This is a genomic window from Streptomyces sp. NPDC049585 (assembly GCF_040675615.1).
Classification (GTDB): Bacteria; Actinomycetota; Actinomycetes; order Streptomycetales; family Streptomycetaceae; genus Streptomyces; species Streptomyces luteosporeus.
This window is the reverse complement of the sequence record NZ_JBFAPE010000011.1, coordinates 25,772-37,844: the sequence shown is the minus strand read 5'-3', so window position 1 is coordinate 37,844 and position 12,073 is coordinate 25,772. Positions and strand designations below refer to the sequence as shown.

The 12,073-nt window shown below is 72.2% G+C and carries 13 protein-coding genes; 12 read left to right on the top strand and 1 reads right to left on the bottom strand.

The genetic code is table 11. The features are described 5' to 3' along the window. Window positions 1–196: 196 nt before the first annotated feature. From pgsA to AB0K17_RS14550, 3 genes are read left to right on the top strand one after another with little or no spacing between them, the layout of a single operon-like run. Complete coding sequence (gene pgsA, locus AB0K17_RS14560) at window positions 197–862, top strand: phosphatidylinositol phosphate synthase (protein WP_365968230.1); 666 nt, start codon at window positions 197–199, stop codon at window positions 860–862. Further along, complete coding sequence (locus AB0K17_RS14555; RefSeq protein WP_365983137.1) at window positions 859–1,785, top strand: phosphatidylinositol mannoside acyltransferase; 927 nt, start codon at window positions 859–861, stop codon at window positions 1,783–1,785. Before pgsA ends, AB0K17_RS14555 begins: the two co-directional genes overlap by 4 nt. After that, window positions 1,782–2,942 (top strand): glycosyltransferase family 4 protein, encoded by a 1,161-nt coding sequence (locus AB0K17_RS14550; protein ID WP_365983136.1) that lies wholly within the window; start codon window positions 1,782–1,784, stop codon window positions 2,940–2,942. Before AB0K17_RS14555 ends, AB0K17_RS14550 begins: the two co-directional genes overlap by 4 nt. On the opposite strand, the gene AB0K17_RS14545 is transcribed toward AB0K17_RS14550, so the two are convergent. Beyond that, window positions 2,939–3,751, bottom strand: a complete 813-nt coding sequence (locus AB0K17_RS14545) for a VC0807 family protein (protein ID WP_365983135.1) — start codon at window positions 3,749–3,751, stop codon at window positions 2,939–2,941. The two genes, AB0K17_RS14550 and AB0K17_RS14545, sit on opposite strands and share 4 nt — an antisense overlap. A 176-nt stretch (window positions 3,752–3,927) precedes the next feature. Here AB0K17_RS14545 and AB0K17_RS14540 point away from each other — a divergent pair, with 176 nt between their 5' ends. From AB0K17_RS14540 to secD, 9 genes are all read left to right on the top strand, one after another. After that, complete coding sequence (locus AB0K17_RS14540; RefSeq protein ID WP_365968261.1) at window positions 3,928–4,461, top strand: hypothetical protein; 534 nt, start codon at window positions 3,928–3,930, stop codon at window positions 4,459–4,461. A gap of 115 nt (window positions 4,462–4,576) precedes the next feature. After that, complete coding sequence (pdxS, locus tag AB0K17_RS14535) at window positions 4,577–5,497, top strand: pyridoxal 5'-phosphate synthase lyase subunit PdxS (protein WP_365968226.1); 921 nt, start codon at window positions 4,577–4,579, stop codon at window positions 5,495–5,497. Between the two features lie 99 nt (window positions 5,498–5,596). Then, window positions 5,597–6,190, top strand: coding sequence for a pyridoxal 5'-phosphate synthase glutaminase subunit PdxT (pdxT, locus tag AB0K17_RS14530; RefSeq protein ID WP_365968225.1), 594 nt, complete (start codon window positions 5,597–5,599; stop codon window positions 6,188–6,190). A 62-nt stretch (window positions 6,191–6,252) separates the two neighbouring features. Further along, on the top strand, window positions 6,253–7,005 hold the full coding sequence (locus AB0K17_RS14525) for a YebC/PmpR family DNA-binding transcriptional regulator (protein ID WP_344434140.1): 753 nt from the start codon (window positions 6,253–6,255) through the stop codon (window positions 7,003–7,005). Window positions 7,006–7,125: 120 nt separating this feature from the next. After that, a complete protein-coding gene (gene ruvC / locus AB0K17_RS14520) occupies window positions 7,126–7,677 on the top strand; it encodes a crossover junction endodeoxyribonuclease RuvC (RefSeq protein ID WP_365968224.1) in 552 nt (183 codons plus the stop codon). Further along, window positions 7,674–8,285 (top strand): Holliday junction branch migration protein RuvA, encoded by a 612-nt coding sequence (ruvA, locus tag AB0K17_RS14515; protein WP_365968223.1) that lies wholly within the window; start codon window positions 7,674–7,676, stop codon window positions 8,283–8,285. Before ruvC ends, ruvA begins: the two co-directional genes overlap by 4 nt. A gap of 56 nt (window positions 8,286–8,341) precedes the next feature. After that, a complete protein-coding gene (gene ruvB, locus AB0K17_RS14510) occupies window positions 8,342–9,412 on the top strand; it encodes a Holliday junction branch migration DNA helicase RuvB (protein WP_365968222.1) in 1,071 nt (356 codons plus the stop codon). A 167-nt stretch (window positions 9,413–9,579) separates the two neighbouring features. Further along, window positions 9,580–10,062 carry a preprotein translocase subunit YajC gene (gene yajC / locus AB0K17_RS14505; protein ID WP_365968221.1) on the top strand — a complete coding sequence of 161 codons (483 nt, stop codon included), beginning with the start codon at window positions 9,580–9,582 and terminating at the stop codon, window positions 10,060–10,062. 148 nt (window positions 10,063–10,210) lie between these two features. After that, window positions 10,211–12,073: a protein translocase subunit SecD gene (gene secD / locus AB0K17_RS14500; protein WP_365968220.1), complete on the top strand. Its 1,863-nt coding sequence runs from the start codon at window positions 10,211–10,213 to the stop codon at window positions 12,071–12,073.

Below are 12,073 nucleotides of genomic sequence, written 5' to 3'. Positions count from 1 at the left end.
GGTCACGCTGCGTCCATACGTCGCACGGGGCGCGGCAACCGGGCGTGCACCGGTGCGGTGTCCCGGGGGCGCGTGTGACCTGGGAGGAACGGCGGGGGAGCGACGTGTGCGCGGCGGGGACCGGCCTGCTGGCTACGATGGGCCAGCCGGTGGCCCTCAAGACCACTTGGCCCGCACACGACCCTCCGGGAAGGCCATGCTGAACAAGTACGCGCGTGCGTTCTTCACGCGTGTTCTCACGCCGTTCGCCGCACTGCTCATCCGCCTCGGCGTCAGCCCCGACGCGGTGACCCTCATCGGCACCGGTGGAGTGGTGGCGGGCGCGCTGGCGTTCTATCCCCGGGGCGAGTTCTTCTGGGGCACGGTCGTCATCACGTTGTTCGTCTTCTCCGACCTGGTCGACGGCAACATGGCCCGGCAGCTGGGCCGCTCCAGCCGGTGGGGCGCCTTCCTGGACTCGACCCTGGACCGGGTGGCCGACTCGGCCATCTTCGGCGGCCTGGCCCTGTGGTACGCCGGGCGCGGGGACAGCCTCACGCTGTGTGCGGTTTCGATCTTCTGCCTGGCCAGCGGGCAGGTCGTGTCGTACACCAAGGCGCGTGGCGAGAGCATCGGACTGCCGGTGAACGTCAACGGCCTGGTCGAGCGGGCCGAACGCCTGGTGATCTCCCTGGTGGCCTGCGGCTTCTCCGGACTGCACAAGTTCGGCGTGCCCTACATCGACAAGCTGCTGCCCATCGCCCTGTGGATCGTGGCCGTCGGCAGCCTGGTCACGCTGATCCAGCGCGTGGTGACCGTGCGCCGCGAGTCCGCCGAGGCGGACGCCGTCACCGCGACGGCCGGCGGGGGCGAGGGCGTGTGAAGGAAGAGCTGACCGACGCGCTGTACGGACTGGGCTGGGCGACGGTCAAACGACTGCCCGAGCCGGCGGTCGCCGCCCTGGGCCGGCAGATCGCCGACGCGGCGTGGCGCCGGCGCGGGCGGGGCGTGCTGCGCCTGGAGGCCAATTTGGCCCGGGTGGTCCCGGACGCGGGGCCCGAGCGCCTCGCCGAGCTCTCCCGGGCGGGCATGCGCTCGTACATGCGCTACTGGATGGAGTCCTTCCGGCTGCCGGTGTGGAGCCCGGAGCGCATCCGCAGCGGGATCGACGTCCAGGGCGTGGAGCGGCTCGAGGAGGCCCTGGCCGCCGGCCGGGGCGTGGTGCTGGCCCTGCCGCACATGGGCAACTACGACCTCGCCGGGGCCTGGCTGACCACCGCCATGGGCATTCCCTTCACCACCGTCGCCGAGCGGCTGAGGCCCGAGAAGCTCTACGACCGCTTCGTGGCCTACCGCGAGGGGCTGGGCATGGAGGTCCTGCCGCACGCCGGGGCCGGTGCCTTCGGCACCCTGGCCCGGCGGCTGCGGGCGGGCGGGGCGGTGTGCCTGGTGGCCGACCGCGACCTGTCCTCCTCGGGTATCGAGGTCGACTTCTTCAAGGAGCGGGCGAAGATGCCGGCCGGCCCGGCCGCTCTCGCCGTGCAGACCGGTGCCGCCCTGCTGCCGGTCACCCTCTGGTACGACCGCTCGCCGGTGATGCGCGCCCGGATACACGAGGCCGTCGAGGAGCCGCCCTCGGGCAGCCGGGGCGAGAAGGTCGCCGCGATGACCCAGCAGCTGGCCGACGCCTTCGCCTCCGGTATCGCCGAGCACCCGCACGACTGGCACATGCTCCAGCGGCTCTGGCTCGCCGACCTGGACCCGCGCCCCCGCACCGACGAGAGCTCCGGAACGGAGAAGCCGTGAGGATCGGGATCGTCTGCCCCTACGCCTGGGACGTCCCCGGCGGCGTCCAGTTCCACATCCGCGACCTGGCCGAGCACCTGATCCGGCTCGGTCACGAGGTGTCGGTGCTGGCGCCCGCCGACGACGACACGCCCGTGCCCCCCTTCGTGGTGCCCGCCGGCCGCGCCGTGCCCGTGCCCTACAACGGGTCGGTGGCCCGGCTGAACTTCGGCTTCCTCTCCGCCGCCCGGGTGCGCCGCTGGCTGCACGAGGGCAACTTCGACGTCATCCACATCCACGAGCCCACCTCCCCCTCGCTGGGCCTGCTGGCCTGCTGGGCCGCCCAGGGCCCCATCGTGGCGACCTTCCACACCTCCAACCCGCGCTCGCGCGCCATGATCGCGGCCTATCCCATCCTCCAGCCCGCCCTGGAGAAGATCAGCGCCCGGATCGCGGTGAGCGAGTACGCCCGCCGGACCCTGGTCGAGCACCTGGGCGGTGACGCGGTCGTCATCCCCAACGGCGTCGACGTCGACTTCTTCGCCCGGGCCGAGCCCCGCCCCGAGTGGCAGGGCGACACGATCGGCTTCATCGGCCGCATCGACGAGCCCCGCAAGGGCCTGCCCGTCCTCATGCGGGCCCTGCCGGCGATCCTCGCCGCGCGCCCCGGCACCCGGCTGCTGGTCGCCGGCCGCGGCGACGAGGAGGAGGCGGTCGCCGCCCTGCCCCCGCGGATGCGCGACAGCGTCGAGTTCCTCGGCATGGTCAGCGACGAGGACAAGGCCCGCCTGCTGCGCAGCGTCGATCTGTATGTCGCGCCCAACACCGGCGGCGAGTCCTTCGGCATCATCCTCGTCGAGGCGCTCTCGGCCGGGGCGCCCGTCCTCGCCAGCGACCTGGACGCCTTCGCCCAGGTGCTCGACCACGGCTCGGCCGGGGAACTGTTCGCCAACGAGGACGCCCAGGCCCTGGCCGACGCCGCGGTGCGGCTGCTGGGCGACGCCGACCGGCGCGCCGAGCTGAGCGAGCAGGGCAGCCGGCACGTACGCCGCTTCGACTGGTCGACCGTGGGCGCCGACATCCTCGCCGTCTACGAGACGGTCACCGCCGGGGCGGCCTCCGTGGCCACCGACGAGCGCTCGACCCTGCGCTCCCGCTTCGGCCTGGCCCGCGACTAGGGCCTGCCCGGCGGATCGTGCCGCGCCCCGCAAGCGGCGCCCTGGCTGTCGGCAGTCGCCGGCCCGGGGCGCGGGGCGGACGGGGCGAACAGGGATATCCCGTGCCGCGCCCGGAACGCCCGGCTTCCGCGCACGGTCACGACCACGACCACGGCCAGCAGCGTCAGCGACTGGAACCTGCCGATGACCGGCACCGCGTCCACGGGCAGGGTCAGGGCCTCGACGGTGCTCAGCACCGCGTCCAGGAGCTGGCCTGCGGCCCACAGCAGCGTCAGCCGCCGCAGCGCGGAACGGAACTCCGGGCGCTCCTGCCAGGCCAGCTCCGCAGCGCAGGCGCCGTCCGGCCCGCGCAACCGCTCCCCGAACCGGAAGGCGAAGGGGCGTGCCGCCCACAAGGTGCCCAGGATCCACAGGCCCAGCACGGCGGGCAGACCGGCGTCCTTCAGCAACAGCACCCGTGGGCTGCCGCTGATCAGCGACGTGCCCGCCGAGACCAGCAGCAGGGCCACGATCAGCAGGTCGAAGACCTCCGCGCGGCGTGTGCGCACGGCCTGCGCCACCGCGTGCCCGGCCGGCACGACACTGCTGAGCAGCAGGGCCTGCCACTGGGCCATGCCGCCGGCGCGCAGGACGTAGTACAGGGCGAGCGGCAGCGCGATGCTGATCGCCAGCGGGGCGAGCAGCGGACGCAGCGTGCGCGTCAACGAGACCGGCGCCGCACCCGGCGGCGTGCCCGGGGCGGTGCCCGGCACGGGGCTGTCCGGTGTGGTGTCGTCCGGTGTGGTGCGGGGCGTGATGGGCGGTGACATGAGTGCCTCCCGGCGGTCCGGCGTCCTGCCCACGACGCTAGGCGCCGGGCAGGTGGAGCCGGATCGGCGCACGGGTGGAACACCGGGTGGAGAGTGCCGCCCCGCCCCTCTCCACCCCCCTCCGTCCCCGGGTGGAGCACCGCGCCCGGAGGGTAACGTGACCCGCCGTGAGCACAATGATCTGGATCGCGGTGGCCCTCGTCGTCATCGGCATCTACCTGAGCTGGACCGCCGGCCGGCTCGACCGGCTGCACAGCCGCATCGACGCCGCGCGGGCCGCCCTGGACGCCCAGCTCCTGCGGCGCGCCTCGGTCGCCCAGGAGCTCGCCACCGCCGGCGTCCTCGATCCGGCCGCCTCCATCGTGCTCTACCAGGCCTCGCACGCCGCCCGGCAGGCCGAGGAGGAGCACCGCGAGGTCGCCGAGAGCGAGCTCAGCCAGGCCCTGCGCGCGGTCTTCGCCGAGGCCCAGCAGGTCGACGAGGTGCACCGGGCGCCCGGCGGCGACGAGTCGCTGCAGGAGCTGACCCAGGCCGTGCGCAGGGTGCCCATGGCCCGCCGGTTCCACAACGACGCGGTCCGCGCGGCCAGGGCGCTGCGCCGGCACCGCAAGGTCCGCTGGTTCCGCCTGGCCGGTCACGCACCGTTCCCGATGGCGTTCGAGATGGACGACGAGCCGCCCCTCGCCCTGACCGACCGGACCGGTCGCTGAGCCGGGCGGGGCGCCTCGGGAGCCACCGACCTCGAATTGGCTCTTTTTCCCCGGTCGAGCAGGCCGCTTTCATGAGGCTGCAGTAGTAACGGCCCTTGAGTAGCGAGGTCACATCGTGTCCACCACCAGCACGTCGTCCATTGCCCCCGGCGCCCCGGAGACCGGCACCGCGCGCGTCAAGCGCGGCATGGCCGAGCAGCTCAAGGGCGGCGTGATCATGGACGTCGTCACGCCGGAGCAGGCGAAGATCGCCGAGGACGCCGGCGCGGTCGCGGTCATGGCCCTGGAGCGGGTCCCCGCCGACATCCGCAAGGACGGCGGCGTCGCCCGCATGTCCGACCCGGACATGATCGAAGGCATCATCGACGCCGTCTCGATCCCGGTCATGGCCAAGTCCCGCATCGGCCACTTCGTCGAGGCCCAGGTCCTGCAGTCCCTCGGCGTCGACTACATCGACGAGTCCGAGGTCCTCACCCCGGCGGACGAGGTCAACCACTCCGACAAGTGGGCGTTCACCACCCCCTTCGTCTGCGGTGCCACCAACCTGGGAGAGGCCCTGCGCCGCATCGCCGAGGGCGCGGCCATGATCCGTTCCAAGGGCGAGGCCGGCACCGGCAACGTCGTCGAGGCCGTCCGCCACCTGCGCCAGATCAAGAACGAGATCGCCAAGCTGCGCGGCTTCGACAACCACGAGCTGTACGCGGCCGCCAAGGAGCTGCGCGCCCCCTACGAGCTCGTCAAGGAGGTCGCCGAGCTCGGCAAGCTGCCGGTCGTGCTGTTCTCCGCGGGCGGCGTGGCCACCCCGGCCGACGCGGCGCTGATGCGCCAGCTCGGTGCCGAGGGCGTCTTCGTCGGCTCCGGCATCTTCAAGTCCGGCGACCCGGCCAAGCGCGCCGCCGCCATCGTGAAGGCCACCACCTTCTACGACGACCCGAAGGTCATCGCGGACGCCTCCCGCAACCTGGGCGAGGCCATGGTCGGCATCAACTGCGACACCCTTCCCGAGGCCGAGCGGTACGCCAAGCGCGGCTGGTGACACAGCTCTTCCTCCGGTGGGCGGTCCGCGGCACGTCGCGGGCCGCCCACGGTCCGTACCACCGGCGTGAAGCCGTCCCATGTGAGAGGTAGCCCCACCGTGTCCACCCCCACCATCGGTGTCCTCGCCCTGCAGGGCGACGTCCGCGAGCACCTGGTCGCCCTCGCCGCCGCCGACGCGGTGGCCCGGCCGGTGCGCCGTCCCGAGGAACTCGCCGAGGTCGACGGCCTGGTGATCCCCGGTGGCGAGTCCACCACGATGTCCAAGCTCGCCGTCATCTTCGGCATGCTCCAGCCGCTGCGCGAGCGGGTGCAGGCCGGCATGCCCGTCTACGGCACCTGCGCCGGCATGATCATGCTGGCCGACAAGATCCTGGACGGCCGCGAGGACCAGGAGACCCTCGGCGGCATCGACATGATCGTGCGCCGCAACGCCTTCGGCCGCCAGAACGAGTCCTTCGAGGCGTCCATCGAGATGGACGGCATCGAGGGCGGCCCCGTGGAGGGCGTCTTCATCCGCGCCCCCTGGGTCGAGTCCACCGGCGCCCGCACCGAGGTCCTCGCCACCTACGACGGCCACACCGTCGCCGTCCGGCAGGGGAACGTGCTGGCCACCTCCTTCCACCCGGAACTCACCGGCGACCACCGGGTGCACGGGCTCTTCGTCGAGATGGTGCGCGCGGCCCAGTCCTGAGATCCCGGTAGGATCTCTGTCATTCGTTACGCAATCGGTTACGCGAAGAAGGAGACAGGCGGATGTCCGGCCACTCTAAATGGGCTACGACGAAGCACAAGAAGGCCGTGATCGATGCCAAGCGCGGCAAGCTCTTCGCGAAGCTGATCAAGAACATCGAGGTCGCGGCCCGCATGGGCGGCGTCGACCTCGACGGCAACCCGACGCTCTACGACGCCGTCCAGAAGGCGAAGAAGCAGTCGGTCCCGAACAAGAACATCGACTCCGCGATCAAGCGCGGTGGCGGTCTCGAGGCCGGCGGCGCCGACTACGAGACGATCATGTACGAGGGCTACGGCCCCAACGGCGTCGCGGTGCTCATCGAGTGCCTCACCGACAACCGCAACCGTGCCGCCTCCGACGTGCGCGTCGCCATGACCCGCAACGGCGGTTCCATGGCCGACCCGGGCTCGGTCTCCTACCTGTTCAACCGCAAGGGCGTCATCATCGTCCCCAAGGGCGAGCTCACCGAGGACGACGTCCTCGGCGCGGTCCTCGACGCCGGTGCCGAGGAGGTCAACGACCTCGGCGAGAACTTCGAGATCCTCAGCGAGGCCACCGACCTCGTCGCGGTGCGCACCGCGCTGCAGGAGGCCGGCATCGACTACGACTCCGCCGAGGCCAACTTCGTCCCCACCATGCAGGTGGAGCTCGACGAGGACGCCGCGCGCAAGATCTTCAAGCTGATCGACGCGCTCGAGGACAGCGACGACGTCCAGAACGTCTTCGCCAACTTCGACGTCTCCGACGAGGTCATGGCGAAGGTCGACGCCTGATCCGGCCGACAGGCCGGCTGCGACGGGCCGACGGGACACCCCCGTCGGCCCGTCGCTTTGTCAGTGCCGGCCGATAGCCTGCTTTCCGCAGGTGAACGGCCGACCGGAGGGAGGGGCACGATGAGGGTGCTGGGCGTGGACCCGGGCCTGACACGATGCGGCATCGGCGTCGTCGAGGGCACGGCCGGCCGGCCGCTGCGCATGCTCGGCGTCGGCGTCGTGCGCACGGACGCCGACGCGGACACCGCCGAGCGCCTCGTCCTCATCGAGCGCGGCATCGAGGAATGGCTCGACACCCACCGGCCCGAATACGTCGCCGTGGAGCGGGTCTTCAGCCAGCACAACGTCCGTACGGTCATGGGCACCGCCCAGGCCAGCGCGGTCGCCATGCTGTGCGCCGCCCGGCGCGGACTGCCCGTCGCCCTGCACACCCCCAGCGAGGTCAAGGCCGCCGTCACCGGCTCCGGTCGGGCCGACAAGGCCCAGGTCGGCTCCATGGTCACCCGCCTGCTGCGGCTCGATGCGCCCCCGAAGCCCGCCGACGCCGCCGACGCCCTGGCCCTGGCCATCTGCCACATCTGGCGGGCCCCCGCGGCCGGCCGCCTCCAGCAGCTCGCCGCCGCCCAGCGCCGCGCCGGCGCCCCCGTACGACTCCCGAAGGGCACCCGATGATCGCCTTCGTCTCCGGGCCGGTCGCGGCCCTCGCCCCCGACACCGCCGTCGTCGAGGTCGGCGGCGTCGGCATGGCCGTCCAGTGCACCCCCGGCACGCTCGCACAGCTCCGACTCGGCGAACCGGCCCGGCTCGCCACGTCCCTCGTCGTCCGCGAGGACTCGCTGACGCTGTACGGCTTCGCCGACGACGACGAACGCCAGACGTTCGAGCTGCTGCAGACCGCGAGCGGGGTCGGGCCGCGGCTCGCGCAGGCCATGCTGGCCGTGCACAGCCCCGACGCACTGCGGCGGGCCGTGGCGGGTGGGGACGAGAAGGCACTGACCGCTGTGCCGGGCATCGGGAAGAAGGGTGCGCAGAAGCTGCTGCTGGAGCTGAAGGACCGGCTGGGGGCGCCGGTGGGGACGGCGCCGTCCGCCGCTCCTGCGGCCGCCGCGAGCAGTTGGCGGGAGCAGCTCCACGCGGCGCTCGTGGGCCTGGGCTATGCGGCGCGCGAGGCGGACGAGGCGGTGGACGCCGTGGCGCCGCAGGCGGAGGCGGCGGAGGGCACGCCGCAGGTGGGACAGCTGTTGCGGGCGGCGTTGCAGACGCTGAACCGGGCGCGCTGACGGGCGGGTTCTCCCCGCCCCGCCGCAGGCGCACCCGCACCCATGACCAAGCAACCGTGAGGAACCTCGTGAACTGGGACGACGATCGTCTCGTCGGCACCGTCGCCGACGGGGAGGACCGGGCCGTCGAGGCCGCGCTGCGGCCGAAGGACCTGGGGGAGTTCGTCGGGCAGGAGCGCGTGCGCGAGCAGCTCGACCTGGTCCTCAAGGCCGCCCGCGCGCGCGGGGCGACCGCCGACCACGTCCTGCTCTCCGGCGCCCCGGGCCTGGGCAAGACCACCCTCTCCATGATCATCGCGGCCGAGATGGGCGCGCCCATCCGCATCACGTCCGGCCCCGCCATCCAGCACGCCGGGGATCTGGCCGCGATCCTGTCCTCGCTCACCGAGGGCGAGGTCCTCTTCCTGGACGAGATCCACCGCATGTCCCGGCCCGCCGAGGAGATGCTGTACATGGCCATGGAGGACTTCCGCGTCGACGTCATCGTGGGCAAGGGTCCGGGCGCCACGGCCATCCCCCTGGAGCTGCCACCCTTCACCCTGGTGGGTGCCACCACGCGGGCCGGGCTGCTGCCGCCGCCGCTGCGGGACCGTTTCGGGTTCACCGGGCACATGGAGTTCTACGCCCCCGCCGAGCTGGAGCGCGTCGTGCACCGTTCGGCCCGTCTGCTGGACGTGGAGATAGAGGGTGAGGGCGCCGCCGAGATCGCCGGCCGCTCCCGCGGCACGCCCCGCATCGCCAACCGGCTGCTGCGCCGGGTGCGCGACTACGCCCAGGTCAAGGGCGACGGTGTGATCACGCAGCGGACGGCCGCCCAGGCGCTGGAGGTGTACGAGGTCGACGCCCGCGGCCTGGACCGGCTGGACCGTGCCGTGCTGACGGCGCTGCTCAAGCTGTTCGGCGGCGGTCCGGTGGGCCTGTCCACCCTGGCCGTGGCCGTGGGGGAGGAGCGCGAGACGGTGGAGGAGGTCGCCGAGCCGTTCCTGGTGCGGGAGGGGCTGCTGGCCCGTACGCCCCGTGGCCGCATCGCCACACCGGCGGCCTGGGAGCACATGGGAATGACGCCGCCGCAGCAGGCCGGCCCCGGCGGGGGCGGTGCGGGGCAGCAGGGCCTCTTCGGGCAGTGACGGCGCGGGGGCTGGTCCGGTCAGGAACCGGGGTGCCATGCTGGGCGTTGTTCCATTCGTGCGGACTCGCTTAGACTCCGCCGATGCCGTCCGAATAGGAACGGCATTACCACCCCCGTAGACCAGGCCGCACCCCCAAAGCGGTCGTGTGAAGGAAACCCCGTCCCGTGAATATCGTGAGTCTCCTGCCGTTCATCGTGCTCATCGGGGCCATGTTCCTGATGACGCGGTCGGCCAAGAACAAGCAGCGCCAGGCCCAGCAGATGCGCAACCAGATGCAGCCCGGCACCGGTGTCCGGACGATCGGCGGGATGTACGCCACCGTCAAGGAGCTCCACGAGGACACGGTCCTCCTCGAGGTCGCCCCGGGCGTCCACGCCATCTACGCGAAGAACGCCATCGGCGCCGTCCTCGAGGACGCCGAGTACAACCGCATCGTCCACGGCCTGGAGCCGGAGGACACCCCGGTGGTGCCCGACGACGCCTCCTCGCTGACCGAGGCCGTCGAGACCGGTGAGCCCCGGGTCGAGGGGAAGATCGACCTGCACAAGGGCGCCGAGGAGAAGGCCGAGGACAAGGCCGCCGAGAAGCCCGGCGACGCCACCGAGGCGGAGAAGAAGGACACCAAGGGCGACGGCGACGCCAAGTAACCCCTTTCCGGAACCGCGGAGCACCTCCCCGACGGTGCGCCGCGGTTCCGTTACGGTCTAGGCTCCGGCGGGGGGCAGGTCCCCACAACATTTCGTGGCCGCCCGGCGAAACCCGACGCCGGGCGGTTGGACAGGGAGAAACGACAAGGTGGCAGCACCGAAGAAGGGCCGTAGGTCCCCGGGCGGCCAGGGCAGGCCGGGCAGAGTCCTGGCCTTCATCCTGATCGTCATGGTGGCGCTCACCGGGGGGATGTTCGCCTCCGGGCACACCACGCCTCGCCTGGGCATCGACCTGGCGGGTGGCACCAGCTTCACGCTGGAGGCCAAGAACCAGCCGGGCAAGCCCAACGCGATCAACGAGACCAACCTGAACACCGCCGTCGGCATCATCGAGCGGCGTGTCAACGGTCTCGGCGTCTCGGAGTCCGAGGTGCAGCGGCAGGGCAGCAAGCACATCATCGTGAACATCCCGCGAGGGACGAACGCGAAGCAGGCCCGTCAGCAGGTCGGCACCACCGCCCAGCTCGGCTTCCGGCCCGTGGTGACCACGGCCCCCGGCATCAAGGTGCCGCCCACGCCCGCGCCCAGCCCCAGCGCCTCCGGCAACGGCAAGGCCAAGGACAAGGCGGCCGACAAGACCGGCGACAAGGCGGCCGACCAGGCCGGCGGCGACGCCGCGTCCGACGACAAGACCAAGTCGTCCGGCAAGCCCTCCGCCCCGGCGAGCCCGCAGGGCCGCCCCGTGACCGACGCCCTCAAGGCCGACGGCACCCCGTCGCCCAAGGTCACCGCCACCGCCACGGACGGCAAGAAGACCGACGACGGCAAGAAGGCCGGCGACGCCCCGAAGGACGCCAAGCAGACCCCGGCGCCCACGCCCGCCCCGGCCACGGGTGACATGGCCACCCTGCAGAAGAAGCTCGACGCCCTGGACTGCTCCACCAAGGAGAGCCGCGCCCTGGCGAACGAGGCTGCTTCCGGTGCCAAGCCCACCGACCCGATCGTCGCCTGCCGCAAGGACGGCACCGTCAAGGAGATCCTCGGCCCGGTGGCCGTGGAGGGCGTCACCGTCGACAGCGCCAGCGCCGTCTTCGACAGCCAGAGCGGCAAGGGCTGGATCGTCCAGCTGAAGTTCAACTCCACCGGTGCCAAGAAGTTCGCGCAGGTCACCGGCCAGCTGGCCGCCAAGCCGGCGCCGCAGAACCAGTTCGCGATCGTCCTGGACGGCGAGGTCGTCTCCGACCCGTCCGTCAGCACCTCCATCGGTGGCGGCCAGGCCGAGATCTCCGGCGGCTTCACCCAGCAGAGCGCCCAGGACCTGGCCAACGTCCTGTCCTACGGTGCCCTGCCGCTGTCCTTCGACGTCGTCACCGAGACCACGGTCTCCCCGGCGCTCGGCGGCGAGCAGCTGCGCGCGGGTCTGATCGCCGGTGCGATCGGCCTCGCCCTGGTCATCGTCTACCTGGTGGCGTACTACCGCGGCCTGGCCATCGTGGCCCTGGCGAGCCTCGCGTGCTCCGCGGTGCTCACCTACACGATCATGGTCCTGCTGGGCTCGGCCATCGGCTTCGCGCTGAACCTGCCGGCCGTCTGCGGTGCCATCGTCGCCATCGGCATCACCGCCGACTCCTTCATCGTCTACTTCGAACGCATCCGGGACGAGATCCGCGAAGGCCGCACCCTGCGCCCCGCGGTGGAGCGGGGCTGGCCGCGCGCCCGCCGCACGATCCTGGTCTCCGACTTCGTCTCCTTCCTCGCCGCCGCGGTGCTCTTCATCGTCACCGTCGGCAAGGTGCAGGGCTTCGCGTTCACCCTCGGCCTGACCACGCTGCTCGACGTCGTCGTGGTCTTCCTCTTCACCAAGCCGCTCATGACGCTCCTCGCCCGCCGCAAGTTCTTCGCCAGCGGCCACCCCTGGTCCGGTCTCGACCCCAAGCGGCTCGGCGCCAAGCCGCCGCTGCGGGCCTCCCGCCGCCGCCCCTCCGCCACCGTCGACCCGAAGGAGGCGTGA

What these genes read in the sequence shown, in the direction of transcription:
- ruvA (WP_365968223.1), top strand. Translation starts at nt 7,674, where the DNA reads ATGATCGCCTTCGTCTCCGGGCCGGTCGCGGCCCTCGCCCCCGACACC.
- pgsA (WP_365968230.1), top strand. Translation starts at nt 197, where the DNA reads ATGCTGAACAAGTACGCGCGTGCGTTCTTCACGCGTGTTCTCACGCCG.
- AB0K17_RS14525 (WP_344434140.1), top strand. Translation starts at nt 6,253, where the DNA reads ATGTCCGGCCACTCTAAATGGGCTACGACGAAGCACAAGAAGGCCGTG.
- AB0K17_RS14540 (WP_365968261.1), top strand. Translation starts at nt 3,928, where the DNA reads ATGATCTGGATCGCGGTGGCCCTCGTCGTCATCGGCATCTACCTGAGC.
- AB0K17_RS14545 (WP_365983135.1), bottom strand. Translation starts at nt 3,751, where the DNA reads ATGTCACCGCCCATCACGCCCCGCACCACACCGGACGACACCACACCG.
- ruvC (WP_365968224.1), top strand. Translation starts at nt 7,126, where the DNA reads ATGAGGGTGCTGGGCGTGGACCCGGGCCTGACACGATGCGGCATCGGC.